Here is a 25507-nt window from a genome sequence, read left to right as displayed (position 1 = left end):
CTGCCGTGCCTTTTTTTCATGCGCGGCGCTTTTGCCCGTCACCCAACGAATTCAAGCAAAAAGTGCCTCTAGCGCTTATCCAATAAGCGCTAGCAGCTATAAAACAAGTAGCGCCCTGAAGTCGTTCACATTGGTATGCGTAGGCCCGGTGATGACCAGGTCACCGAGCGCCTTGAAGTAGCCATAGGCATCGTGGCGGTCCAGGTGGTCGGCCACGCGCAAATGCGTCGCTTCGGCGCGCACCAGCGTGTCGGGCGTGACCAACGCGCCCGCGTTGTCTTCGATGCCGTCGATGCCATCGGTGTCGGCCGCCAGCGCCCACACGCCGCCAACGCCCTGCAGCGCCTGCGCCAGGCCCAGGCAGAACTCGCCGGCACGCCCGCCGCGGCCGGGGCAGCGCCCTCGCGGCGCGGGCGCACCGTCACGGTAGTTTCGCCACCACTCAGGATCACGCAGGGTTTCTCGAACGGCTGGTCGCGCAGCGCCACACTGCGCGCCAGCGCCGCATGCACCCGCCCCACTTCGCGCGACTCGCCTTCCATTTCGTCGGACAGGATGTAGGCCGCCAGCCCCGCCCCGCGCGCCACGGCCGCAGCCGCCTCCAGCGCCTGCCAGGGGGTGGCCACCAGATGCACGGAATGCCCGGCAAAGACGCTATCGGTCGGCTTGGGTGTCTCCAGCGTGCCATCCTGCAATGCCTGCAGCACGGGCGGCGGCAGTTCGATGCGGTAGCGCGCCAGAATCTCCAGCGCATCGGCGCAGGTGGTGGTGTCGGGCACCGTGGGGCCGCTGGCAATGACCGACGGGTCATCGCCCGGCACATCGCTGATGGTGAGCGTGACCACCCGCGCCGGCGCGCAGGCCGCTGCCAGGCGCCCGCCCTTGATGCGGGACAGGTGCTTGCGCACGCAATTCATCTCGCCAATGCTGGCCCCGCTTTCGAGCAGGGCGCGGTTGATGCGCTGCTTGTCCGCCAGCGCCAGGCCCTCGGCCGGCAGCGTCAGCAAGGACGAGCCGCCGCCCGACACCAGGCACAGCACCAGGTCGTCGGCCGTCAGCCCCGCAGTGAGCGCCAGCATGCGCTCGGCCGCCGCCATGCCTGCCGCGTCGGGCACGGGGTGCGCTGCCTCAACCACATCGATACGCTGCGCCAGGCCCTCTGGCCGGGGCGGCACATGGCCATAGCGCGTGACCACCAGGCCCGACAGCGGCGCGTCGGCAGGCCACAGGGCCTCCAGCGCCTGGGCCATGGAGCCCCCCGCCTTGCCCGCACCCAGCACCAGGGTGCGCCCGCGCGGCGGCTCGGGCAGCCAGGCGCGCATGCCGTGCAGCGGCTGGGCGCTGCGCACGGCAGCATCGAAAAGCGCGCGCAGAAATGCGCGCGGCTGGGTGCGAAAGTCCGGCGGGCTCGCGCCCAAAAGGTCAGAAGGTGCTTGCATGGCAGACATTGTCGCCGCAGCCTGCGCTGCGCAAAGCCGCCGCAGGCGACATGGCGCAGGCCCCTCTTCCCAACCCTCGGGAGCGATACGCCGCTGGCTTAAAAAACTGCACAGGGCGGCGCAAAGCCTGGCCAGTGGACCTCAGTTTTGCGTTGCAGCGGGTGCTGCGCCCTCGGCCGCATCGCGCCAGCCGCCACCGAGCGCCTTGTACAGCGCCACCTGGTTTTGCCGCTGCGCCAGCTGCGACTGGGCCAGCGCCTGCTGCGTGGCAAACAGGGCACGCTGGGCATCGAGCACATCGAGGTAGCTGGCCACGCCATTGCGGTAGCGCAAGTCGGCCAGGCGAAAGCGGTCGGCCTCGGCGGTGGCCTGCTGCTGCTGGGCCAGCACCTGCTCGCCCAGGGTGGCACGGCCGGCCAGGGCATCGGCCACCTCGCGGAACGCGCTCTGGATGGCCTTGTCGTACTGGGCCACCGCAATCTCGCGCTCGGCACGGGCCGAGTCCAGCCCGGCCTGATTGCGCCCGGCATCAAAAATAGGCAGTACGGCCTGGGGCGCAAGCGTCCAGCCCCACGAGCCGCTCTTGAACAGGCCCGACAGCGCATTACTGGCGGTGCCTGCGCTGGCCGTGAGGGAAATGCGCGGAAAGAACGCTGCCCGCGCCGCGCCGATGTTGGCGTTGGCGGCGATCAGCTGCTGCTCGGCCTGGCGAATGTCAGGGCGGCGCTCCAGCAAGTCGGACGGCATACCTTCGGGCACGTCGCGCAGGGCCACGACTTGGCCATCGGCCTGCGCGGTGGGCAGCAGCCGCTCGGGCAGTGGTTGCCCCACCAGCAACGTGAGCGCGTTCACATCGAGCGCGCGCAAGCGTTGCTGCTGGGCCAGGGTGGAACGCGCGGCCGCCGTCAGCGATTCGGCTTGGCGCAGGTCCAGGGCCGAGGTCACGCCCTGGTCAAAACGCAAGCGGTTGAGCCGCAGCGAGTCGTCCCGGGTGGCCAGCGTGCGCTGCGTCAGGGCCAGCAGTTCCTCGTTGGTTTGCAGGCTCAGCCAGGTGCTGACCACCGAGGCAACCAGGCTGGTCTGCACCGCGCTGCGCGCCTCCTGCGTGGCCAGGAACTGCGCCAGGGCCGCTTCCTTCAGGCTGGCCACACGGCCAAAGAAGTCGATTTCCCAGGATGCCAGGGCCAGGCCAGCGGTGTAGGCGCTGGTGATGCTGTCACTGCCATCGGAGGCCGGCTGGCGGTTGCCCGTGGCGGCAGCGTTGATGGTTGGCAACTGGTCGGCCCGGCGGATCTGGTATTGCGCGCGGGCTTGCTCGATGGAGAGCACCGCCACGCGCAGGTCGCGGTTGTTTTGCAGCGCCAGCTCCACCAGCTCGCGCAGACGCGCGTCGCCCACAAAATCCTGCCAGGGCAGATCGGCGGCCGCCGTGGTGGCGTTGGCTGCGGTGCTGGCGCCCAAGGCAGGCCATTGCGCCGCCACGGGGGCCGCTGGCCGCTCGTAAGTCGGGATCATGGAACAGCCGGCGAGCAGCGTCACCGCGGCAAGCGCCGTGGCAGCGGGCAGGCGGGCCGCGCTAGCGCCGGCGGCCCGGCGGGAGGTGAAAAGATTAAGCATGGGTATTCCCTGTGTCCGCCTGGTGCGAATGCTGGGTATCAAATTGCCGCTGGCGCGCGCTGCCCTTGAACAGGCTGCGCACCACCACGAAGAAGATCGGCACGAAAAACACGGCCAGGAAGGTGCCCACCACCATGCCGGAAATCACGCCGGTACCAATGGCACGCTGGCTCGCCGAACTGGCGCCCGACGCAATGGCCAGTGGCACCACACCCAAAATGAAGGCCAGCGAGGTCATGATGATCGGGCGAAAACGCAGATGGGCAGCCGCCAGCGCCGACTCGATGATGCCCTTGCCCTGCGCCTGCAGGTCCTTGGCAAACTCGATGATCAGGATGGCGTTCTTGGCCGACAGGCCGATGATGGTGATCAGCCCCACCTGGAAGTACACGTCGTTGGTCATGCCGCGCAGGCTGACGCCCAGCAGCACGCCCAACACACCGAGCGGCACTACCAGAATGACCGACAGCGGAATCGACCAGCTTTCATACAGGGCCGCCAAGCACAGGAACACCGCCAGGATGGCAAAGCCATACAGCACCAGCGCCTGTGAGCCGGCGAGCTTTTCTTCGCGCGACTGGCCCGTCCATTCGAAGCCGAAGCCGGCGGGCAACTGCGCTGCCAGACGCTCCATCTCGGCCATGGCGTCGCCGGTGCTGTAGCCAGGCGCCGCACCGCCGGCGATGCGCATGGCGGAATAGCCGTTGTAGCGCACGGTCTGCATGGCACCGCTGACCCAGCGCGTGGTGGCAAACGACGACAGCGGCACGGCCTTGCCCTGGCTGTTCAGCGCCGTGAGCTTCAGAATGTCGTCCGGCTGCATGCGTGCCTGGGCTTCGGCCTGCACCACCACACGCTGCATGCGTCCGGCGTTCGGGAAATCGTTGATGTAGGCCGAGCCCAGCGCGGTAGAAATGGTGCTGTTGATGGCGGCAAAACCCACGCCCTGTGCGCTGGCCTTCTCGCGGTCGATATCGACCTGCAGTTGCGGCGCGTCTTCCAGGCCGTCGGGTCGCACGCCGGCCAGCACCTTGCTTTGCGAAGCCATGCCCAGCATCTGGTTGCGTGCTGCTACCAGCGCGTCATGGCCATTGCCACCGCGGTCCTGCAGGCGGAAGGTGAAGCCGGAGCTGACCCCCAGCTCGGGAATGGGCGGGGGCTCAGCGCAAAGATGAACGCATCGCGCACACCCGACAGCGCACCCATGGCCCGGCCGACAATGGCCTCAGCCGTTTGCCCGGCGCCCTTGCGCTCGGACCAGTCCTTGAGCGTCACAAACGACAGGCCGGCGTTCTGTCCCTGGCCGGAGAAGCTGAAGCCCAGCACGGCAACCATGTTCTTGACTTCAGGCTGCTGCAGCATGAATTCCTCGACCTTCTCGACCACGGCCTGGGTGCGCTCCAGCGTGGCGCCGGGCGGCAACTGGATGTTGACCAGCAGGTTGCCCTGGTCTTCGTTGGGCAGGAAAGAGGTGGGCAGGCGCATGTACAGCACGCCCACGGCGGCGATCAGCGCGACATAGATGACCATCATGCGGCCACTGCGGCGCAGCAGCTTGGCGACCCAGCCCTCATAGCCCTTGGCGCTACGGGCGAAGCCGCGATTGAAGCCGCCAAAAAAGCCCTTCTTGGCGTGGCCATGCCCGGCCTCGACCGGCTTGAGCAAGGTAGCGCACAGTGCCGGCGTGAGCGACAGCGCCATGAACGCCGAAAAGGCGATGGACACCGCCATCACGGCCGAGAACTGGCGATAGATGTTGCCCACCGAACCGGCAAAAAACGCCAGCGGCAAGAACACCGAGATCAGCACCACGGTGATACCTATGATGGCGCCCGAAATCTGGCTCATGGCCTTGCGCGTGGCCTCCAGCGGCGGCAGGCCCTCCTCGTTCATGATGCGCTCGACGTTCTCCACCACCACGATGGCGTCGTCCACCACGATGCCGATCACCAGCACCATGCCGAACATGGTCAGCACGTTGATCGAAAAGCCCATTGCCAGCAGCGCGCCAAAGGTGCCCAGCAGCGCCACCGGCACCACGATGGTCGGGATGACGGTGTAGCGGAAGTTCTGCAAAAACAGATACATCACCAGAAACACCAGCGCAATGGCTTCGAGCAGGGTCACTGCGACCTGCTTGATGGAAATCTGGACGAATTCGGAGCTGTCGTAAGGAATGGTCCAGCTCATGCCGGGCGGGAAGTATTTTTCCAGCTCGGCCATGCGGGTTTTGACCGCCGTGGCTGCGGCCAGCGCATTGCCCGATGGCGACAACTGCACCCCCATGCCGGTGGCCGGCTTGCCGTTCAGACGCGCACTGGTGGCATACGACTGGGCGCCCAGTTCGATGCGCGCCACATCCTTGAGGCGCACCGCGGAACCATCAGCGTTGGCGCGCAGCACGATGTCGCCAAACTCCTGGGTCGAGCTGATTTGCCCGGGCACCACCACGGTGGCCGAGATGCTCTGGCCGCTCAGGTTGGGCAACTCGCCCAGGCTGCCGGCCGACACCTGCGCGTTCTGCGCCTGGATAGCGCTGGCCACGTCGGCAGCGGACAGGTTCACCCCCTGCAGTTTGGCTGGATCGATCCACACGCGCATGGCGCGCTCGGCACCGAACAACCGCACCTGGCCGATGCCTGGCAGGCGCTGCAGTTCGGGCACCACGTTGCGAGCGGCATAGTCGCTCAGCGAATTGACATCGAACTTGGGATCGGACGACGACAGCATGGTGAACAGCAGGAAGTTCGATTGCGACTTCTCCACGCGCACGCCCTGCTGGTTGACCACCGCCGGCAGACGTGGTGTAGCACGCGACAGGCGGTTTTGCACCTCGACCTGGGCCAGATCGGGGTTCGTGCCCGGCTCGAAGCTCAGCGTGAGGGTGCCCGTGCCATTGGCCTGGCTCACCGCCTCCATATAGGCAAGGCCGGGCGCGCCGTTCATTTCGCGCTCGATCACGGCCAGCACACTGTCTTCGAGGGTCTGCGCCGAAGCACCCGGATAGGCGACGGTGACCACGATGGTCGGCGGCGCTACGGTGGGGTACTGCGAGATCGGCAGCTGGGTGATCGACACCGCGCCGAGCACCATGATGAACAGGGCGACCACCCACGCGAAGATGGGGCGCTCGATAAAGAATTTGGCCATGGGGCTGGCTCCTTATTTCTGGCCGGCGCTGGCGGCTGCAGCAGGGGCACTGGCCGCTGGCGCAGCACCCGATGCAGCTGCAGGCGGGTTAGCAGCCGATGCTGCGGCACTGCCCGGGGCCTGCCATGGCACCGCCTTCACCGGCGTGCCGGGCGGCATCATCTGTAGTTTCTGGAAGCCATCAACCATGACCTGCTCGCCTTCTTTCAGGCCTTCCAGCACGACCCACTGGTTGTTGCGGGCGGCACCCACCTTCACTGTGCGCTGGCTGAGCTTGCCGTCGGCGCCCACCACCGTGATCTTGTCGCCCTGCTGGGTGCGCGTGACCGCCTGCTGCGGCAGCGAGATGGCGTTGGCCACCTGGGCCTGCTCCAGCCGCACGCGCACATACAGGCCCGGCAGCAAGTCGCCCTTGGGGTTGGGCACCTCGGCGCGCAGCGTGATCTGGCCCGTGGTGGCATCCACCGTCAGGTCGGAAAACAGCAGCTTGCCCGCACGGGCGTATTCGCTGCCGTCCTCCAGCACCACGCGCACGCTGGCGGCTTCGCTGCCTGCCGCCCGCTGCAGCTGACCATCGGCCAGGGCCCTGCGCAACTTCATCACCTCGCCGGCGGACTGGGTGAAGTTGACATACACCGGATCGATCTGCTGGACTACTGCCAGTTGCGTGGCCTCTCCCTGCCCCACCAGTGCGCCTTCGGTGACCAGGGCGCGGCCAATGCGGCCCGAAATCGGCGCCGTGACGCTGGCGTAATTCAGGTTGATGCGGGCGGTCTGCACAGCGGCCCTGCCTGCGGCCACATCGGCCTCGGCCTGCTTTTGCGCCGCCACGGCATTGGCGTATTCCTGCTGGCTGACCGCGTTGGCGGCGAGCAGGGGCTTGTAGCGCCCGGCCAGCGCTGCGGCCTGGGTCAGGTTGGCCTGGGCCCGGGCCAGCGTGGCCTCGGCACTTTGCAAGGCGGCCGCATAGGGCGCGGCATCAATGGCAAACAGCAGCTGGCCGGCCTTCACGTCACTGCCTTCGCGGAACAGGCGTTTTTGCAAAATGCCTGCCGCACGGGCCCGCACCTGCGCCACGCGCGAGGCCTCCAGGCGCCCGGGCAACTCGGTGACCAGGCCCACATCGCCTGGCGTTGCCACCACCACCCCCACCTCGGGGGGCGGCATGCCACCACCGGCCGCAGCCGCTGGCGCCTCGGACTTGCCACAGGCCGCCAACAGCAATACAACGGACAGGCCACCCGCCGCAACGCCCAGGCGCACACGCGCAGGTGACGAGGCAGAGGCAACAACGGGGACAGTCTTGACATGGCGCAAGGCAGACATGGTGTTCCTTGGAGTAATGAATGGATCGCGGCGCGCCGCAAATTGGGCCAGTTTAGTGTGACGCGGCGCGCTGCGCGCAGGCCCACGGCACGGTAACGAAGTGCTGCATTAAAACATACATACATTCAAGAATGTATGTATAGTGACGGAAAAACACCGCCAATAAGTGAGGTATTCCATGGCCCGACGCACCAAGGCAGACGCACAGACCACGCGCAACAACCTTCTGGATGCTGCGGAACAATTGTTTCAATTGCGTGGCGTTTCACACACCTCCCTCAATGACATTGCGGTGGCCGCAGGCACCACGCGGGGGGCGATCTATTGGCATTTCAAGGACAAGGCCGACCTGTTCAACGCCATGATGGAGCGCGTGACCCTGCCGCTGGAACAGACGCTGGTGGTGGCTTATGTAGAGCAGGCGGCCAACCCAGTGGCCGAGATCCGCAGCGCGATGCTGGAGGCGCTGCGCCTGATCGCCACCGACGCGCAAACGCACCGCGTGCTGCAAATCGCCACCCACCAGGTCGAATACACCGCCGACATGGGCGCCGTGCTGGAACGCCACCTGAGCGTGCACGACGGCTGCCTGGCGCGCAACCATGTCGCGCTGGAGCGGGCCTTCGCGGCCCGCAACCAGCCCCCGCCGGTGGCGCTGGACTGCGCGGCGCGGGGTTTGCAGGTGCTGGTCGAAGGGCTGGTGCACCAATGGTTGCTCAACCCTGGGGCCTTTGACCTGCTGGCCAACGGCCGCGCGGCGCTCACCGTGTATCTGGCCGGACTGGGCCTGCAGGACAGCGTGCCCACCTGAACACCGCCGGGTCATTCGGTGGCGCCCCCGGCCAGATACCATCGGCCGATCAGCGCCCGCTCCGCGTCGGTCATCTGCGTGGCGTTGTTCATGGGCATGAGTTTTTGCACCACAGCCTGCTGGTAGATGGCCTGGGCGTGCTGCCTCACATTGTCAGCCGAGTCGAGCCGCAGGTTCTTCATCTGCACCTGCGCGCCATGGCACTGATAACAGCGCTGGGCCAGCACCGCCTGCACGGATATGTAGTCATTTCGGACTTTAGCGCTTTCTGTACCTGCGCCAGCAGCTCCTGAATCAATAGCAATGGATACCGGCCGCAGCCAAACCACCACCGCCACCACCAGCGCCACCCCCACCACGGCGTAGGGCAGCGGATGACTATTGCGCCCCAGCTTGTAACCATGGCGCAGCACGAAGAACTGGCGGATGGCAGCCCCGGCCACCATCATCACGATCAGCACCAGCCAGTTCTGCGGATGGCCCCAGGTGAAGCTGTAGTGCCCGCTGAGCATGGCAAACAGCACCGGCAGCGTGAAATAGGTGTTGTGCACGCTGCGCTGCTTGCCGCGCCTTCCATGAATCGGGTCCACCGGCTGGCCGGCCTTGATCTGCGCCACCACGGTGCGCTGGCCCGGGATGATCCAGAAGAACACATTGGCGCTCATGGCCGTGGCCATCATCGCACCCACCAGCAAAAAGGCGGCGCGCCCGGCAAACCAGTGGCAGGCCAGCCAAGCCGCTACGCACACCAGCACCAGCACCAGAGCGCCCACGATGGCGTCGCCGTGCTTCTTGTGGCCAAAAAGGCGGCAGACCCCGTCGTACAGCAGCCAGAAAACCACCAGAAACGCCAGCGCCACCGCAATGGCCTCGGCGGGCGCCCAGTCCATGCGCGACTTGTCAATCAGATAGGTGCTGGCGCTCCACAGGTACGACACCGTGAACAGCGCAAAGCCGCTGAGCCAGGTGCTGTAGCTTTCCCAGTAAAACCAGTGCAGGTGTTTGGGCAGCTGCGGCGGAGAGACGGCAAACTTGACAGGGTGGTAGAACCCGCCGCCATGCACGGCCCACAGCTCGCCGCTCACGCCCTGCTTTTTCAGATCCTCATCCTCCGGCGGCGTGAGGCTGCTGTCCAGAAAAACGAAATAGAACGACGAGCCAATCCAGGCAATCGCGGTGATGACATGGACCCAGCGCAACAGCAGGTTGGCCCAGTCGAGAAAATAGCTTTCCATATCTCAACCTTGGCAGCGCGCATGCGCTGCAACAGCAAACCTGCTCACCACTGCGGGCGCTCTGAGCAGACAAAGAGGCCGCGCACCGTGGCAGACATCTGCCGGGGCACCGCTGCGACCCAGAACCCTCATGGTTCGGCAAAAAGTGTATGCAGGAATTGTTCCCGGTGCCACCCCACCCGCTGGTACCGGCCGCGGCGATTACTGCGCGCGCACATCCACGGCCTGATCCGGCGCTTGCATCGGCCGGGGCACGCGAGCATCCTGCACGGTCTGCAGCAGTTGCGCGGCCACCGCCACCGCAATCACCTCGGGCTCCTTGCCGCGTATGCCCGGCACCCCGATGGGGCAGGTCACCTGCGCCAGCTCGTGCGGCGCGAAACCCCGCCCATGCAGCCGGTTGGCAAAGGTGGCCCATTTGGTCTGGCTGCCGATCAACCCGATGAAGGACAGGTCGCCCTGCGCGCGCTGGCGCTGGAGGCACGCGGCCACCACATCCAGGTCTTCGGCATGGCTGAAACTCATGATGAGCACCCGGCTGCCGGGCGCCAGCCCTGGCACCGCGCTGTGCACCGGGTCGGAGTGTTCGCATGCCACGTCGCCTGGCGGATGCGGTGGAAAGACCCCATCGCGGCTGTCAATCCAGGTCAGCGCAAACGGCAGGGGCGCCAGCACGCGCGCCAGCGCATGGCCGACATGCCCGCCGCCGAACAAGGCCACCGGGTGGCGCGTCGGTGCGAGGCGCTGTTTCAAATCTGCCACATGTTGCGCCCCCACCACTTCGAACCCCAGGTGCATCACGCCTCCGCAGCACTGTCCCAGGGCCGGACCGAGCGCGTAACGCAGCTGCGCTGCCCCCTGTACACCACGCAACCGGCGCCGGGCCTCGGCAATGGCCTGGTGCTCGATATGCCCGCCGCCGATCGTGCCCACCAGGCCGTCAGCGAACACCGCCATCCAGGCCCCGGCTTCCCGCGGCGCAGAGCCTTGGGTAGACTCCACGGTCACCAGACAAGCCGGGGCGGCCGCCTTCAGGCCCTCCAGCAGTAACAACAGATCAGCCACGCTAACTTCCAACAGGTTCATTGCACGCCATGCACCGCCCGCATGGATCGTGCCCACCAGCATAGCGACAACACCATGCCACCCACTTCGTCCCAACATTCTTCCCGGGCTGGCCGCCATTGGCTGCTGGCCGGACTCATGGCTGCCGTGGGCGCTCTTGTTGCCGCCTGCAAGTCCACACCGGAAAACGTGCCCCTGCCGCCGGAAAGCCGTTCGCCCTACGACGACGGTGCCGCGCACTCACTGGGCAAGTCCACCGCGCCCGGTCCCTCGGCTGCCAGCACTGCGCGGGCCTATCGCCGCGACGCGGCAACCCACCTCTACAACCTGAACAACCAGCGCGTTTTCAAGGGCAAGCTGCCGCCCATGCTGTACGCCATTGGCGTGCTGGAAGTGGACATCGACCGCAGCGGCCGCATCACCAAATTGCACTGGATGCGCGCACCGCGCCACGCGCCCGAAGTCATTGCCGAGATCGAGCGCACCGTGCGCGCCGCCGCTCCGTTTCCGGTGCCCGCGCGCATGGGCCGCGTCACCTACACCGACACCTGGCTGTGGGACAAAAGCGGGCACTTCCAGCTCGACACGCTGACCGAAGGCCAGCTCTGAAAACCGGCGCTCACCCATAAAGAAGAGCGGCCGGCGATTGAGCCGCTTTGGGTGCAAGCCTATTTACTGAAAATCGGCGCAGATAAAGCGCAAGCAGCTCCTTTTTCAGGAGCAGCCCCTCACGACCCCCGGTAAGTGGAGTAGCTCCAGGGGCTCACCAGCAGGGGCACGTGGTAGTGCTGATCGGCATGGGCAATGCCGAAATCCAGGCTCACCCGGTCGAGAAAATTGGGCTCCGGCAAAACGACCCCCCGCGCCTTGAAATAGGCCGCCACATCGAACGTGAGGCGGTAGGTGCCCTTGCGCAGGCTGGCGTTGTCAAACAGCGGCGCATCGGTGCGGCCATCGTGGTTGAGCACCAGGCGCTGGAGCAGCGTGGACTCGTCACCCCGGGTGGAAAACAGCGACACCGCCATGCCGGCCGCAGGGCAGCCATGCATGGTGTCCAGAACGTGGGTGCTCAAGCCCATGGGTAAGTCTCCTGAAGAAGGAAGGCCGCAAAGGGGCCGAATGCTGCCCAAAGTGTATGCACTGTGCACCGTTCAACCTATCATCCAGTCCATGTTTTTGTCGCCTGCGAGCCCCCTCGCCGAGGCCTTGGCGCGTGCCGGCGCCACCAGCGCCCGCGCCCCCGCGCCGGGCTGGCCTGTCAATTGCTTGCCCAGGCTGTGCCCACCGGCGCCGCGCCCGCAATCTGGCAGAGACGCTGGCCCCGTGATTCCCTGACGCCCTGACATTTGCCGCCATCCATGATCTACGACGCCACCCTGCCCTACCCGCGTGACCTGATCGGCTACGGCCAGAACCCGCCGCACGCGCAATGGCCCGGCGGCGCCCGCATAGCCGTGCAGTTCGTGTTGAACTACGAGGAAGGCGGCGAGAGCGCCGTGCTGCATGGCGACGCCGGCAGCGAGCAGTTTTTGTCGGAAATGTTCAACCCCGCCAGCTACCCCGAGCGGCACATGAGCATGGAGGGCATCTACGAATACGGCGCGCGCGCGGGCGTGTGGCGCATCCTGCGCGAGTTCGAAAAGCGCCAGTTGCCGCTCACGGTGTTCGGCGTATCGACCGCCCTGCAGCGTCACCCCGACCTGACCCAGGCGTTTGTTGCACTGGGCCACGAGATCGCCTGCCACGGCCTCAAGTGGATCCACTACCAGCACATCCCCGAAGCGGTGGAGCGCGCGCACATGGCCGAGGCCATGGCCATCGTCGAGCGCATGACCGGCCAAAGGCCCCTGGGCTGGTACACCGGCCGCGACAGCCCCAACACCCGCCGCCTGGTGGCCGACTTGGGTGGCTTTGCATACGACAGCGACTACTACGGCGACGACCTGCCCTTCTGGATGAAGGTGCAGCGCACCGACGGCACCGCCGTGCCCCAGCTCATCGTGCCCTACACACTCGACTGCAACGACATGCGCTTTGCCCTGCCCCAGGGATATTCGCACGCCGAACCGTTCTTCCAGTACCTGAAGGACACCTTTGACGCGCTCTACGCCGAGGGCGACCCGTCCGGCCTGGACCGCCCGAAGATGATGAGCATTGGCATGCACTGCCGCCTGCTGGGCCGCCCGGGGCGCATCACGGCGCTGCAGCGTTTTCTGGACCACATCGCGCAGCACGACAAGGTGTGGGTGGCGCGCCGCATCGACATCGCCCGCCATTGGGCGCAACGGTTTCCGGCGCCACGATTTTGAGTCAAATCGGCTGCTAGCGCTTATTGAACAACCGCGAGCAGCTCACTTTTTTGAAGCACACACCATGCCCCTGACCCTGGAACAACTGAACACCGCCAGCGCTGCAGAGGCACTGCAGCAGCTCGACGGCGTGTACGAGCATTCCCCCTGGATTGCCGAGCAGGCGCTGGCGCAGCGGCCGTTTCGCTCGCTGGCGCACCTGAAGCACGCCCTGGCCCAGACCGTACGCACCGCCAGCACCGAGGCGCAGCTGGGCCTGATCCGCGCCCACCCCGAGCTGGCGGGCAAGGCCATGGTGGCGCAAAGCCTCACGGCCGAATCGACCCACGAGCAATCGAAGGCGGGCCTCACGCAGTGCACACCCGAAGAATTTGCGCGCATCCAGCAGCTCAACGCCGACTACAACGCACGCTTTGGCTTCCCGTTCATCCTGGCGGTGCGCGGACCGCGCGGCACGGGGCTGAGCAAGCAGCAGATCATCGACACCTTTGCGCGGCGGCTAAGCAACCACGCGGACTTCGAGCGCGCCGAGGCCCTGCGCAACATCCACCGCATCGCCGAGATCCGCCTGAACGACAAGTTCGCGGCCCAGCCCCTGATGGGCAACGACGTGTGGGACTGGCACGAAAAGCTGGCCGAGCACTCCGACCCCGGCTTTGCCGAAAAAGGCCAGCTCACCGTCACCTACCTCACCGACGCGCACCGCGCCTGCGCCAAAGCGCTCAGCCACTGGATGCGCGACTGCGGCTTTGACGAGGTCGAGGTGGACGCCGTGGGTAACGTGGTAGGGCGCTACCACCCGGCCAGCGCGGGTGCCCGCTACCTCATGACCGGGAGCCACTACGACACCGTGCGCAACGGCGGCAAGTACGACGGGCGCCTGGGCATCTTCGTGCCCATGGCCTGCGTGCGCGAGCTGCACCGCGCAGGTCGCCGCCTGCCGTTTGGCATCGAGGTCATCGCCTTTGCCGAAGAAGAAGGGCAGCGCTACAAGGCCACCTTCCTGGGTTCGGGCGCGCTCATCGGTCACTTCAACCCCGCCTGGCTCGATCAGAAGGATGCCGATGGCGTGACCATGCGCGCGGCCATGCAACACGCGGGCCTGTGCATCGACGACATTCCAAAACTGCAGCGCGACCCCGCCCAGTACCTGGGCTTCATCGAGGTGCACATCGAGCAGGGCCCAGTGCTCAACGAGCTGGACCTGCCCCTGGGCGTGGTCACCTCCATCAACGGCGGCGTGCGTTTTGTGGGCGAGATGATCGGCACCGCCAGCCACGCGGGCACCACCCCCATGAACCGCCGCCGCGATGCCGCCGTGGCCGTGGCCGAGCTTGCGCTGTACATCGAGCAGCGCGCCGCGCAGGACGGCGACTCGGTGGGCACGATCGGCCTGCTCAACGTACCAGGCGGCTCCATCAATGTAGTGCCCGGCCGCTGCCAGTTCAGCCTCGACCTGCGCGCCCCCACCGACGCGCAGCGCGATGCGCTGGTGCGCGACGTGCTGGAACAGCTCGCCCAGATTGCCGCACGGCGCGGCCTGCGCTACATGCTGGAAGAATCCATGCGCGCGGCCGCTGCGCCCAGCGCACCCGCTTTGCAGCACCATTGGGAACGCGCCGTGGACACGCTCGGTGTGCCCGTGTTCCGCATGCCCAGCGGCGCCGGGCACGACGCCATGAAACTCCACGAAATCATGCCGCAGGCCATGCTGTTTGTGCGCGGCCAGAACTCCGGCATCAGCCACAACCCGCTCGAATCCACCACCAACAACGACATCCAGCTTGCAGTCGATGCCTTCACGCAGATACTGCACCAGCTTGCCGAGGAAATCCAGCCATGACCACCCCCACACAGGCCCCTTACGCCGACCTCGACGCCTGGATCGACCAGCACTTTGACGAAGAAGTGCGCTTTTTGCAGGCCCTGGTGCGCGTGCCCACCGACACGCCCCCCGGCAACAATGCACCGCATGCCGAGCGCACTGCCGAACTGCTGCAGGACTTTGGCTACGTGGCGGAAAAACACGCCGTGCCCGCCGCCGATGTGCAGGCCTATGGCATGGAATCCATCACCAACCTGATCGTGCGCAGGCCCTATGGCAGCGGCGGCAAGACCATTGCGCTGAACGCCCACGGCGACGTGGTGCCGCCTGGCGAAGGCTGGACGCACGACCCCTATGGCGCCGAGATCGTCGACGGCCAGATGTATGGCCGCGCCACGGCCGTGAGCAAGAGCGATTTCGCCAGCTTCACCTTTGCGGTGCGCGCGCTCGAAGCCGTGGCCAAACCCACCCAAGGTGCGGTGGAGCTGCACTTCACCTACGACGAAGAATTTGGCGGCGAGCTCGGCCCCGGCTGGCTCCTGAAAAACGGCCTCACCAAGCCCGACCTCATGATTGCCGCCGGCTTCAGCTACGAAGTGGTCACCGCCCACAACGGCTGCCTGCAGATGGAAGTAACCGTGCACGGCAAGATGGCCCACGCCGCCGTGCCCCACACCGGCGTCGATGCCCTGCAGGGCGCGGTGCACATCCTGAACGCGTTGTATGCGCAGAACCACGAGTATCTGAAGGTCACGTCCAAGGTCGAAGGCATCCAGCACCCCTACCTGAATGTGGGGCGCATTGAAGGCGGCACCAACACCAACGTGGTGCCCGGCAAGGTCATGTTCAAGCTCGACCGCCGCATGATCCCCGAGGAGAACCCGGTGGAGGTCGAGGCCACCATCCGCCGCGTGATCGAGCAGGCGGCAGCCGAGCGCGCCGGCATCAGCGTGGACATCAAGCGCCTGCTGCTGGCCAACGCCATGACGCCGCTGGCGGGCAATGCGCCGCTGGTGCAAGCCATCCAGAAACACGCGCAGGCGGTGATGGGCGAACCGGTGCCCGCCGTGGGCACACCGCTGTACACCGACGTGCGCCTGTATGTGGAACGCGGCATTCCGGGCGTGATCTATGGCGCCGGCCCACGCAGCGTGCTCGAATCGCACGCCAAGCGGGCCGATGAGCGGCTGGACCTGGAAGACCTGCGCCGCGCGACGAAGGTGGTGGCACGAGCGTTGTGTGATTTGTTGGCGGGGTAGTTTTTGGTCTTTTTGGCCTTTTTGGCCTCTAGCGCTTACCCATCAAGCGCTGGCAGCTATTGTTTTTGCAGTTGACAGTGTGTTTTTGTGAAGGGCGGAGACCGGGTTATCTCCCCGGCCTCTGCCCAAACACCGGGTACAACGCCCGCTCACCCCCTTGAATCCAGTATCCTGCTGCCCTCGATCACGGCTGTGGTCCTGAACGGTTTCTTCCATGGCGCCAGCCGCGACACCTCCGCCGCTGTCCACGCCGCACGCCAGGCCGACGCCCACTCGCATCCCCCTGCCCGCTGCCGAAGAAGCTGCCACGGAGTTTTGGCTTTGTGCCGCACGCGCTTAAACCGGCATACCAGCCAACCACGCCATCGGGTACGCTTGTTTTGCATTCCGCCGAGGACTTCGAGGATTTTCGTATGACACAGAACATTTCCGCCGCCGAACAGGCCTTGCGCGACGCCGCGCGCGAATACCACCGCAACCCCACCCGGGGCAAGATTTCGGTGAACCCCACCAAGCCGCTGTCCAACCAGCGCGACCTGTCGCTGGCGTATTCCCCCGGCGTGGCTTACCCCTGCCTCGACATCCAGGCCGATCCGTCCAAGGCGTTCGACTACACCTCGCGCGGCAACCTGGTGGCCGTCATCACCAACGGCACGGCCGTGCTGGGCCTGGGCGACATTGGCCCGCTGGCCTCCAAGCCAGTGATGGAAGGCAAGGGCTGCCTGTTCAAGAAGTTTGCGGGCGTCGATGTGTTCGACATCGAACTGGCCGAGCGCGACCCCGACAAGCTCATCGAGATCATTGCGGCGCTGGAGCCCACGCTGGGCGGCATCAACCTCGAAGACATCAAGGCGCCCGAATGCTTCTACATAGAGCAGGAGCTGAGCAAGCGCATGAACATCCCCGTGTTCCATGACGACCAGCATGGCACGGCCATCATCTCCAGCGCCGCGCTGCTCAACGGCCTGGAGCTGGTGGGCAAGGACATCGGTGCCGTCAAGATCGCGGTGTCGGGCGCCGGTGCTGCCGCCATTGCCTGCGTGGGCGTGATGGTGGGCCTGGGCGTGAAGGTAGAAAACATCTTCATGTGCGACTCGAAGGGCGTGATCTACGAAGGTCGCCCCGGCGGCTATGACGAATCGAAGGCGCGCTATGCCAAGAAGACCGACGCGCGCACGCTGGCCGATGCCGTCAACGGCGCCGATGTGTTTCTGGGCTGCTCGGCTCCCGGCGTGCTCACGGCCGAGATGGTCAAGACCATGGCCGCCAAGCCCATCATCCTGGCGCTGGCCAACCCCGAGCCCGAAATCCGCCCCGAGCTGGCCAAGGCCATCCGGCCCGACTGCATCATCGCCACGGGCCGCTCGGACTACCCGAACCAGGTCAACAACGTCCTGTGCTTCCCCTACATCTTCCGGGGCGCGCTCGATTGCGGCGCCACCAAGATCACCGAGGCCATGAAGCTGGCCTGCGTGCGCCAGATTGCCGACCTGGCCAAGGCCGACATCAGCGAAGAAGTGGCCAGCGCCTATGCCGGCAAAGAACTGACATTTGGTGCTGACTACCTCATTCCCACGCCGTTCGACTCGCGCCTGATCCTCAAGATCGCGCCCGCCGTGGCCAAGGCGGCAGCCGAATCGGGCGTGGCCACGCGCCCCATCACCGACATGGAGGCCTACAAGGAAACCCTGTCGCGCTTCGTTTACCAGACCGGCATGCTGATGCGCCCCGTGATCAACGCGGCCAAGGCCCTGCCCGATGCACAAAAGCGCGTGGCCTATGCCGACGGCGAGGACGAGCGCGCCCTGCGTGCCGCGCAGATGGCCATCGACGACAAGATCGCTGCGCCCATCCTCATCGGCCGCCCCGCCGTGATTGCCGCCCGCATCGCCAAGGCGGGCCTGCGCATGCAGCTGGGCAAGGATGTGGAAGTGTGCAACCCCGAGGACGACCCACGCTTTCGCCAATACTGGGAGCACTACCACCAGCGCATGAAGCGCAATGGTGCCACGCCCGAAGTGGCCAAGGCCGCCGTGCGCCGCTCCAACACCATCATCGCCTCGCTAATGGTGAAGCTGGGCGATGCCGACGCCATGATCTGCGGCCTGGTGGGCATCTACGAGACGCACCTGGAGCGCATCCACAGCATCATCGGCCGCCAGGAAAGCGCCAACAACTACGCCGCGCTGAACGCGCTGATGACCAGCCGGGGCACACTCTTCATTGCCGACACCTATGTGAACGAAGACCCCACGGCCCAGCAACTGGCCGACATCGCCTGGATGTCGGTGCAGGAAGTACAGCGTTTTGGCCTGCCGCCCAAGGTCGCTTTCCTGTCGCATTCGAGCTATGGCTCGTCCAAACGCGCATCGGCCCGCAAGATGCGCGAGGCGCGCGACCTGTTCGTGGCCGCCCACCCCGAGATCGAGTGCGATGGCGAGCTGCACGGCGATGCCGCGCTGGAGCCAAACATCCGCAACGCCTACATGGCGGACTCGACCCTGACGGACTCGGCCAACCTGCTGATCTGCCCCAACCTGGATGCCGCCAACATCCTCTACAACGTGCTCAAGACGACCACCAGCGGTGGCGTCACCGTGGGCCCCATCCTGATGGGCGCTGCTGCCACAGCCTACATCCTGACCCCAGCCGCCACCGTGCGCCGCGTGCTCAACATGACGGCCCTGGCCGTGGCCAGCGCGGCAGCACGCCCCAGGTAAAGGCAAGAGCAAGGGCGCAATGCGCGCTGCAGCCCAGGGCGGGGCAGGCGCGCAGGGTTTCGCGCCATGTCGGGAAACCCTGCATGCCCCCCGTGCACCACTTCGGGGAAGAATGGCTTCATGCCCGGTTCTACTGCGGCGAAAGCGGGCATTAATTTTGCTGAGTTCATGGCCAAGCGGCCGTGAAGACGGCACCTTTCAACGCCTCTATCCCCTGGAGTCCCCATGAAGAAACGTTCGTTCCTGCAAACCGCCGCACTGCTGGCCGTTGCCAGCACCTTCTCGCTGGCGCAAGCGCAAACGCCCACCCCCATCAAGTTCCAGCTCGACTGGCGTTTTGAAGGCCCCGCAGCGCTGTTCCTGCAGCCCGTGGCCAAAGGTCATTTCAAGGCCGCTGGACTGGATGTGACGGTGGACGCGGGCAACGGCTCAGGCGGCGCCGTGCAGCGTGTGGCCTCGGGCACCTACGACATGGGCTTTGCCGACCTGGCCGCCGTGATGGAGTTCCACGCCAACAACCCCGATGCGCAGAACAAGCCCGTGGCGGTGATGGTGGTCTACAACAACACGCCCGCATCGGTCATGGCGCTCAAGAAGAGCGGCATCACCAAGCCCGCCGATCTGACCGGCAAGAAGCTGGGTGCGCCGGTGTTCGATGCGGGCCGCCGCGCATTCCCGATCTTCCAGAAAGCCAACGGCATCGGTAGCGTGCAGTGGACCGCCATGGACCCCCCGCTGCGCGAAACCATGCTCGTGCGCGGCGATGTGGACGCCATCACCGGCTTCACCTTCACTTCACTGCTCAACCTGGAAGCCCGTGGTGCCAAGGCCGCCGACGTGGTGGTGCTGCCCTATGCCGACTTCGGCGTGAAGCTGTACGGCAACGTGATCATCGCGTCTCCCAAGCTCATCAAAGAGAACCCGGCCGCCATCAAGGCCTTCCTCGCGGCCTTCACGAAGGGCGCGAAAGAGGTCATCGCCAACCCGGCCGCTGCCATCGAACATGTGAAGGCGCGTGACGGCATCGTGCACGTGCCGCTCGAAACCCGCCGCCTGCAACTGGCCATCGACACCGTGATCAACAGCCCCGACGCACGCGCCGAAGGTTTTGGCCAGGCCCAACCCGGCCGCCTGTCGCTGATGGCCTCGCAGGTGTCGGATGCGTTCAACACCAAGACGCGCGTGAATGCCGACGACGTGTGGAACGCCAGCTTTCTGCCCAGCGCGGCCGAGCTGAACATCCTGCCCAAGAAGTAAAGCGCTGCCGATTTACTATTAATTTAGTAGCTATTAGCGCTTGTTCAATAAGCGCTACAGGCCATTTTTATCTAAAAATACCCCATGCAGGCTGCCGATTCCAATTTTGTGGATTTCCGCGACGTCTGGCTCGCCTACAACGACGAGCTGCGCGCGCAAAACCAGTTTGCGGTGGAGGCCATCGACCTGCAGGTTCGCCAGGGCGAGTTCATCGCCATCGTCGGCCCCTCGGGCTGCGGCAAGTCCACCTTCATGAAACTGGCCACCGGCCTGAAAATGCCCTCCATGGGCAAGATCTTCATCGACGGCCAGCCGGTGACGGGACCGCTCAAGGTCTCGGGCATGGCCTTTCAGGCACCCTCGCTGCTGCCCTGGCGCACCGCGGTGGACAACGTGCTGCTGCCACTCGAAATCGTCGAGCCCTACCGCAGCCACTTCAAGCAAAAGCGCAAGGAATACGAAGAGCGTGCCCGCAAGCTGCTGCAGAAGGTGGGCCTGGGCGGCTACGAAGACAAGTTCCCCTGGCAGCTATCGGGCGGCATGCAGCAGCGTGCCAGCATCTGCCGCGCGCTGATCCACGAGCCCAAGATGCTGCTGCTCGACGAGCCCTTCGGCGCGCTCGACGCCTTCACGCGCGAGGAGCTGTGGTGCATCCTGCGCGACCTGTGGACCGAGCAGCAATTCAACGTCATCCTGGTCACGCACGACCTGCGCGAGTCGGTTTTTCTGGCCAACACCGTGTACGTGATGAGCGAGAGCCCCGGCCGCTTTGTGGTGAAAAAGGACATCGAGCTGCCCCGCCCGCGCGATCTGGAGGTGACCTACACCAAGGAATTCACCGACATCGTGCACGAGCTGCGCGGCCATATCGGCGCCATTCGCCAAACTGCAGGCAAGGCCTGCGCGCCCATGCCGCAATAGACCCAAGCCACACCCATGCACAAGAAGACCGTAGAACGCTGGTCACCCTGGCTGCTATTGCTGGCGATCGTCCTGCTATGGCAGATCATCTGCTCGGCCTTCAATGTCTCTGAATTCATCTTCCCCAGCCCCTGGGCCATCGGCACGCAACTGGTGGAATTTGGCGGCGTGATCGCCGCCCATGCCTGGCGCACCTACTGGGTCACCATGACCGGGTTTGGCATTGCCATCGTCGTTGGCGTGCTGCTGGGTTTTGTGATTGGCAGCTCGCGCCTGGCCTATGCCGCCGTGTACCCGCTCATGACGGCCTTCAATGCGTTGCCCAAGGCGGCGTTCGTGCCCATCCTCGTGGTGTGGTTCGGTATTGGCGTGGGCCCGGCCATCCTCACCGCGTTCCTCATCAGCTTCTTCCCCATCATGGTGAACATCGCCACGGGCCTGGCCACGCTGGAGCCCGAGCTCGAAGACGTGCTGCGCGTGCTGGGCGCCAAGCGCTGGGACGTGTTGACCAAGGTCGGCCTGCCGCGCTCCATGCCCTACTTTTTTGGGTCGCTCAAGGTGGCGATCACGCTGGCGTTTGTGGGCACCACGGTGTCGGAGATGACGGCGGCGAATGAAGGCATTGGCTACCTGCTGATCAGCGCGGGCTCGTCCATGCAGATGGGTCTGGCATTTGCCGGCCTGATGGTGGTGGGCGCCATGGCCATGGCCATGTACGAGCTGTTCAGCGCGATTGAAAAGCGCACTACGGGCTGGGCGCACCGGGGCTCGCAGGGCGAGTAGGCAGGGTACATCCCCCTGGGTCGCCTTCGGCGCCTTCCCCCTTCTCTCGAATCGCTGGCGCGATTCGGGAAAGGACACCGCCAGCGCGGCGGAGCGGTCCTTGCGCGGCGGTTCTCGCCTGGGCCGCGACGGTTTCGAAGATTGAGACGCTTGACAGCGCAAGGGACGCGCCGGCAGCTCCTCTTCAGGATCAGCTGCCCACGCGCCGCACCGCGGCATATACTGCCCGCCCCTTCCAGATAGCAGGATTTCCCGGCATGCGCCCGTCGCTTCTTTTGCACTCCCTGGCACTTTGCGCCGCCCTGGGCCTGGTGGCCTGCGGCGGCACGGCACCGGCCCGGCCGACGGCGGCCGCCGATGCGCAGCCGCCCGTTCCGGCACCCCTTCGCATCGGCATCGCGCTGGGCGGCGGCGCGGCCAAGGGTTTTGCGCACATTGGCGTGATCAAGATGCTGGAAGCCAATGGCCTGGCGCCTGCGGTGGTGTCGGGCACCAGTGCGGGCAGCGTGGTCGGCGCGCTGTACGCGACCGGCATGAATGCGTTTGAGATGCAGGAAAAGGCCGTGGCGCTGGACGAAACCAGAATCCGCGACCTGCAACTGTCATCAGGCGGACTGGTGCTGGGCCAAAAGCTCGAAGACTATGTGAACGAGCAGGTGCGCCGCAAACCGCTGGAACAGCTGGCCAAACCGTTTGTTGCCGTGGCCACGCGGCTCGAAGACGGCGAGCGCACCGTGTTTGCGCGCGGCAACACGGGCCAGGCCGTGCGCGCATCCAGCAGCGTGCCGGGTGTTTTCCAGCCGGTCACCATCGGCAAATTCCATTTTGTGGACGGCGGCATCGTGAGCCCTGTGCCGGTGGATGCCGCGCGCCAGCTGGGTGCCGACATCGTGATTGCCGTGGACATCTCCAACAAGGCCCGGGGCCAGTCGCCCGCCAACCTGCTGGGCGCGCTGAACCAGTCGATTGCCATCATGGGCCAGAAGCTCGGTCAGGCCGAGCTGGCGCGCGCCGATGTGATCATCACCCCCCAGGTGCTGGACATCGGCCCGGCCGATTTCAGCCAGCGCACCAGCGCCATGGTGGAAGGCGAAAAAGCCGCGCTGGCCGCCATGCCGCAGATCCGCGAACGCGTGGCCCAGCTGCAGGCCGAGCGCGCCAAGGCCGCGCGCCTGGCCCAACAGAAGGTGGCCGAGACGCAATACCAGACCTGCCTGGACAACCGCAGCCGCCTGCAAAAGCTCGCGGGACTGGCTCAGCTCGACGACTCCTGCGCAACGCCGAAATAGCCCGCATGGCGCCGGTGCCAGTGGGGGCGTGCCCCATACCGGCCTCACCGCAAGCCCCTGGGCTTGCGGTACAGTCTGGCGATCACCCCGACTGCCGCACGCCCGCACTGCCGCCGTCATCCCATTGCCCGCTTCACCCATGTCGTCACCTTTTTCCGCCATCAAACCCGGCATCAAGCTGGCCGATCAGGTCGCCAGCGCGCTGGAGGCGGAGATCCGCGCGGGCCGCATCCAGGCGGCCGAAAAACTGCCCACCGAGGCGGCGCTGGCCCAGCAGTTCCAGGTGAGCCGCACCGTGGTGCGCGAGGCCGTCTCGCGCCTCAAGTCGCTGGGGCTGGTGGATTCGCGCCAGGGTAGTGGTGTGTATGTGCAGGCGCCGGGCATCGAGCCGCTCAACTTCGACCTGCCGCACGCGGCCTCGCGCGAGGCCGTGATGCAGATCGTGGAAGTGCGCAAGGCGCTGGAATCCGAAGTGGCCGAACTGGCTGCACAGCGTGGCAGCGCCGGCGACGTGGCGGCCATCCGCCATGCCATGCACCGCATTGCACAGGCCGTGCAAAGCGGGCGTGACGGCGTGGAGGAAGACGTGCTGTTCCACCGCGCCATTGCCCAGGCCGCGGGCAATCCCTTCATGATCAGCACCCTGGACTATCTGGCCAAGTTCCTCAAGGGTGCCACGCGGGTGACCCGTGCCAACGAAGCGCGGCGCACCGACTTCGCCCAGGCCGTGACGCAAGAGCATGAACGCATCGTGCAGGCCATTGAAGCGGGCAACGCTCCCGCAGCCCGGCACGCGGCCGCCGAGCACATGCGCAATGCGCTGTCCCGCATCGAGCAGGCCGATCCGGCCTTCTGGGCACAGGACGGCGCCCGGCTGGCACAGCCCTTGGTGCAGGAATCACCACCGCTGCTTTTTTAAGCCCTGCGCCGGGGTGAATGCCTACCCCGTGAGCAGCAGCCATTTCACCCCTGCGGCGCCATTCCGACATGGCCTCAGGGTTAACACGCAAAAGAAATGCTGCAATAAATTTGTATGATAACCATATAAACACACCAAAAAATGCACAGCCGAGCGCTGTTGCCCTTCCATCCGGAGAAATTCTTCATGTCCACCCTTGCACTCCTCGGCATTGGCGCCGGCAGCATCGCCCTGCTCCTTTTGCTCATCATCCGCTGGCAGGTCCACGCCTTCGTGGCCATGATGCTGGTGAGCTTTCTGGTGGCGTTTGCCACGCAGATGCCCATTGCCGACATCATCAGCACGTTGATTGCCGGCATGGGCGGCACGCTGGGCTCGGTAGCCATCCTGGTGGCGCTGGGGGCCATGCTGGGCCGCATGATCGAGGTCTCAGGCGGCGCAGCCAGCCTGGCCAACCGGTTCACCCAACTGTTGGGGCCCACGCGCGTGCCCATGGCGCTCACGGCCGCCGCGCTGGTGCTCGCCATTCCCGTGTTCTTTGATGTGGGCTTCATCATCCTGGTGCCCATCGTCTATGGCTTTTGCAAGGCGGCGGGCGTCAACCCCGTGAAGTTCGGCCTGCCCGTGGCGGGCATCATGCTGGCGGCCCACGTGGTGGTGCCGCCGCACCCCGGCATCGTGGGTGGTGCAGCCATCGTCAAGGGCGACATTGGCTGGATCACCATCATTGGCCTGGCCATCTGCATCCCGCTGGCCGTGATCTCGCAGTACGTGGCGGGCTGGCTCAACCGCAAGGGCTACCCCATGCTGCCCACCACGGCAGAGCAATTTGCCGCATTCGGCCAGAGCAAGGAAGACGCCTCGTCCAGCACCCGCCGCGCTCCAGGCGTGGGCTCTGTCCTGGCGCTCATCCTGATCCCGCTGGCACTCATCATGGCGGGCACCACCGGCGCCACGCTGCTGCCCAAGGGCGACGGTCTGCGCAATGTGCTGGGCTTCATCGGCTCGCCCATTTTTGCACTGATGGTGGCTGTGGGCCTGGCGATGTTCCTTCTGGGCCGCAACCAGGGCTGGAACCGCGAGCGCACCAACGCCATCATGGAATCCGCCCTGCCCCCGGCCGCCACCGTGATTCTGGTGACGGGCGCCGGCGGCGTGTTTGCCAAGGTGCTCACCGCCAGCGGCATTGGCACGGCACTGTCGCAAAGCCTGACGGCCACGCACCTGCCGCTGATCCTGCTGGCGTTCATCATCTCGCTGGCCCTGCGCGCCGCGCAGGGCTCTGCCACCGTGGCCATCATCACCACCTGCGGCCTGCTGGCCGATGCGATTGCGGGCGGCGGGTATTCCCCCATGCAAGTGGCACTGCTCACGGTGGCCATTGGCTTTGGCAGCTTGGGCCTTTCGCACGTCAACGATTCGGGCTTCTGGATCGTGACCCGCTACCTGGGCCTGAGCGTGGGCGATGGCCTGCGCACCTGGACGGTGCTGACCACCGTGCTGGGGCTGGCGGGCTTTGCGCTCACGGCTCTGCTGTGGGCCCTGGTGGCCTAAGACACTTTCCCCCTGATTCACTGAAGGA

At 65.8% G+C, this 25507-nt stretch carries 17 protein-coding genes and 2 pseudogenes; 12 read left to right on the top strand and 7 right to left on the bottom strand.

Going from position 1 to position 25507, the window contains the following annotated elements; genetic code table 11:
- Positions 1 to 96: 96 nt before the first annotated feature.
- From CBP34_RS04525 to CBP34_RS04510, 4 genes and pseudogenes are all read right to left on the bottom strand, one after another.
- Positions 97 to 1439: pseudogene (locus CBP34_RS04525) on the bottom strand (glycerate kinase type-2 family protein).
- Between the two features lie 141 nt (positions 1440 to 1580).
- The gene (locus tag CBP34_RS04520; RefSeq protein WP_094097426.1) at positions 1581 to 3056 is read right to left on the bottom strand and encodes an efflux transporter outer membrane subunit; all 1476 of its coding nucleotides are present in this window, start codon (positions 3054 to 3056) and stop codon (positions 1581 to 1583) included.
- Positions 3049 to 6206: pseudogene (locus CBP34_RS04515) on the bottom strand (efflux RND transporter permease subunit). Before CBP34_RS04515 ends, CBP34_RS04520 begins: the two are co-directional and overlap by 8 nt.
- Before the next feature lie 12 nt (positions 6207 to 6218).
- Positions 6219 to 7532: an efflux RND transporter periplasmic adaptor subunit gene (locus tag CBP34_RS04510; protein WP_094097425.1), complete on the bottom strand. Its 1314-nt coding sequence runs from the start codon at positions 7530 to 7532 to the stop codon at positions 6219 to 6221.
- A gap of 178 nt (positions 7533 to 7710) precedes the next feature.
- Here CBP34_RS04510 and CBP34_RS04505 point away from each other — a divergent pair, with 178 nt between their 5' ends.
- The gene (locus tag CBP34_RS04505) at positions 7711 to 8343 is read left to right on the top strand and encodes a TetR family transcriptional regulator (protein ID WP_094097424.1); all 633 of its coding nucleotides are present in this window, start codon (positions 7711 to 7713) and stop codon (positions 8341 to 8343) included.
- A gap of 11 nt (positions 8344 to 8354) precedes the next feature.
- Here the strand turns inward: CBP34_RS04505 and CBP34_RS04500 are convergent, their stop codons facing one another.
- On the bottom strand, positions 8355 to 9578 hold the full coding sequence (locus tag CBP34_RS04500) for a urate hydroxylase PuuD (RefSeq protein ID WP_094097423.1): 1224 nt from the start codon (positions 9576 to 9578) through the stop codon (positions 8355 to 8357).
- Between the two features lie 201 nt (positions 9579 to 9779).
- Positions 9780 to 10664, bottom strand: coding sequence for a xanthine dehydrogenase accessory protein XdhC (gene xdhC, locus CBP34_RS04495; RefSeq protein WP_094099067.1), 885 nt, complete (start codon positions 10662 to 10664; stop codon positions 9780 to 9782).
- Between the two features lie 54 nt (positions 10665 to 10718).
- Between xdhC and CBP34_RS04490 the strand changes: the two genes are divergently transcribed.
- Positions 10719 to 11252 carry a hypothetical protein gene (locus CBP34_RS04490; RefSeq protein WP_418134706.1) on the top strand — a complete coding sequence of 178 codons (534 nt, stop codon included), beginning with the start codon at positions 10719 to 10721 and terminating at the stop codon, positions 11250 to 11252.
- 119 nt (positions 11253 to 11371) lie between these two features.
- Here the strand turns inward: CBP34_RS04490 and uraH are convergent, their stop codons facing one another.
- Complete coding sequence (gene uraH, locus CBP34_RS04485; RefSeq protein WP_094097422.1) at positions 11372 to 11722, bottom strand: hydroxyisourate hydrolase; 351 nt, start codon at positions 11720 to 11722, stop codon at positions 11372 to 11374.
- A 279-nt stretch (positions 11723 to 12001) separates the two neighbouring features.
- Between uraH and puuE the strand changes: the two genes are divergently transcribed.
- From puuE to CBP34_RS04430, 10 genes are all read left to right on the top strand, one after another.
- Positions 12002 to 12952: an allantoinase PuuE gene (gene puuE / locus CBP34_RS04480; RefSeq protein ID WP_094097421.1), complete on the top strand. Its 951-nt coding sequence runs from the start codon at positions 12002 to 12004 to the stop codon at positions 12950 to 12952.
- Between the two features lie 64 nt (positions 12953 to 13016).
- On the top strand, positions 13017 to 14795 hold the full coding sequence (uraD, locus tag CBP34_RS04475) for a 2-oxo-4-hydroxy-4-carboxy-5-ureidoimidazoline decarboxylase (RefSeq protein WP_094097420.1): 1779 nt from the start codon (positions 13017 to 13019) through the stop codon (positions 14793 to 14795).
- The gene (locus CBP34_RS04470; RefSeq protein WP_094097419.1) at positions 14792 to 16036 is read left to right on the top strand and encodes a M20 family metallopeptidase; all 1245 of its coding nucleotides are present in this window, start codon (positions 14792 to 14794) and stop codon (positions 16034 to 16036) included. The genes uraD and CBP34_RS04470 overlap by 4 nt, the downstream gene beginning before the upstream one ends.
- Before the next feature lie 413 nt (positions 16037 to 16449).
- Positions 16450 to 18756, top strand: a complete 2307-nt coding sequence (locus tag CBP34_RS04460) for an NADP-dependent malic enzyme (RefSeq protein WP_094097417.1) — start codon at positions 16450 to 16452, stop codon at positions 18754 to 18756.
- Between the two features lie 225 nt (positions 18757 to 18981).
- Positions 18982 to 20013 carry an ABC transporter substrate-binding protein gene (locus CBP34_RS04455; RefSeq protein WP_094097416.1) on the top strand — a complete coding sequence of 344 codons (1032 nt, stop codon included), beginning with the start codon at positions 18982 to 18984 and terminating at the stop codon, positions 20011 to 20013.
- 84 nt (positions 20014 to 20097) lie between these two features.
- Complete coding sequence (locus CBP34_RS04450) at positions 20098 to 20934, top strand: ABC transporter ATP-binding protein (RefSeq protein ID WP_094097415.1); 837 nt, start codon at positions 20098 to 20100, stop codon at positions 20932 to 20934.
- Positions 20935 to 20949: 15 nt separating this feature from the next.
- Positions 20950 to 21717, top strand: coding sequence for an ABC transporter permease (locus CBP34_RS04445; RefSeq protein ID WP_094097414.1), 768 nt, complete (start codon positions 20950 to 20952; stop codon positions 21715 to 21717).
- 257 nt (positions 21718 to 21974) lie between these two features.
- A complete protein-coding gene (locus CBP34_RS04440) occupies positions 21975 to 23006 on the top strand; it encodes a patatin-like phospholipase family protein (protein ID WP_094097413.1) in 1032 nt (343 codons plus the stop codon).
- Positions 23007 to 23145: 139 nt separating this feature from the next.
- Positions 23146 to 23925, top strand: coding sequence for a FadR/GntR family transcriptional regulator (locus CBP34_RS04435; RefSeq protein ID WP_094097412.1), 780 nt, complete (start codon positions 23146 to 23148; stop codon positions 23923 to 23925).
- A 186-nt stretch (positions 23926 to 24111) separates the two neighbouring features.
- Positions 24112 to 25479, top strand: coding sequence for a GntP family transporter (locus CBP34_RS04430; RefSeq protein ID WP_094099066.1), 1368 nt, complete (start codon positions 24112 to 24114; stop codon positions 25477 to 25479).
- Positions 25480 to 25507 lie beyond the last annotated feature (28 nt).

It is taken from the genome of Acidovorax carolinensis (genome assembly GCF_002157145.1).
Lineage (GTDB): Bacteria > Pseudomonadota > Gammaproteobacteria > Burkholderiales > Burkholderiaceae_C > Acidovorax > Acidovorax carolinensis.
The sequence above is the reverse complement of the archived record's forward strand: the minus strand, read 5'-3'. Positions and strand labels throughout refer to the sequence as shown.

What these genes read in the sequence shown, in the direction of transcription:
- xdhC (WP_094099067.1), bottom strand. Translation starts at nt 10,664, where the DNA reads ATGAACCTGTTGGAAGTTAGCGTGGCTGATCTGTTGTTACTGCTGGAG.
- CBP34_RS04490 (WP_418134706.1), top strand. Translation starts at nt 10,719, where the DNA reads ATGCCACCCACTTCGTCCCAACATTCTTCCCGGGCTGGCCGCCATTGG.
- CBP34_RS04470 (WP_094097419.1), top strand. Translation starts at nt 14,792, where the DNA reads ATGACCACCCCCACACAGGCCCCTTACGCCGACCTCGACGCCTGGATC.
- CBP34_RS04430 (WP_094099066.1), top strand. Translation starts at nt 24,112, where the DNA reads ATGTCCACCCTTGCACTCCTCGGCATTGGCGCCGGCAGCATCGCCCTG.
- uraD (WP_094097420.1), top strand. Translation starts at nt 13,017, where the DNA reads ATGCCCCTGACCCTGGAACAACTGAACACCGCCAGCGCTGCAGAGGCA.
- puuE (WP_094097421.1), top strand. Translation starts at nt 12,002, where the DNA reads ATGATCTACGACGCCACCCTGCCCTACCCGCGTGACCTGATCGGCTAC.
- CBP34_RS04510 (WP_094097425.1), bottom strand. Translation starts at nt 7,532, where the DNA reads ATGTCTGCCTTGCGCCATGTCAAGACTGTCCCCGTTGTTGCCTCTGCC.
- CBP34_RS04460 (WP_094097417.1), top strand. Translation starts at nt 16,450, where the DNA reads ATGACACAGAACATTTCCGCCGCCGAACAGGCCTTGCGCGACGCCGCG.
- CBP34_RS04500 (WP_094097423.1), bottom strand. Translation starts at nt 9,578, where the DNA reads ATGGAAAGCTATTTTCTCGACTGGGCCAACCTGCTGTTGCGCTGGGTC.
- CBP34_RS04445 (WP_094097414.1), top strand. Translation starts at nt 20,950, where the DNA reads ATGCACAAGAAGACCGTAGAACGCTGGTCACCCTGGCTGCTATTGCTG.
- uraH (WP_094097422.1), bottom strand. Translation starts at nt 11,722, where the DNA reads ATGGGCTTGAGCACCCACGTTCTGGACACCATGCATGGCTGCCCTGCG.
- CBP34_RS04455 (WP_094097416.1), top strand. Translation starts at nt 18,982, where the DNA reads ATGAAGAAACGTTCGTTCCTGCAAACCGCCGCACTGCTGGCCGTTGCC.
- CBP34_RS04450 (WP_094097415.1), top strand. Translation starts at nt 20,098, where the DNA reads ATGCAGGCTGCCGATTCCAATTTTGTGGATTTCCGCGACGTCTGGCTC.
- CBP34_RS04440 (WP_094097413.1), top strand. Translation starts at nt 21,975, where the DNA reads ATGCGCCCGTCGCTTCTTTTGCACTCCCTGGCACTTTGCGCCGCCCTG.
- CBP34_RS04505 (WP_094097424.1), top strand. Translation starts at nt 7,711, where the DNA reads ATGGCCCGACGCACCAAGGCAGACGCACAGACCACGCGCAACAACCTT.
- CBP34_RS04435 (WP_094097412.1), top strand. Translation starts at nt 23,146, where the DNA reads ATGTCGTCACCTTTTTCCGCCATCAAACCCGGCATCAAGCTGGCCGAT.
- CBP34_RS04520 (WP_094097426.1), bottom strand. Translation starts at nt 3,056, where the DNA reads ATGCTTAATCTTTTCACCTCCCGCCGGGCCGCCGGCGCTAGCGCGGCC.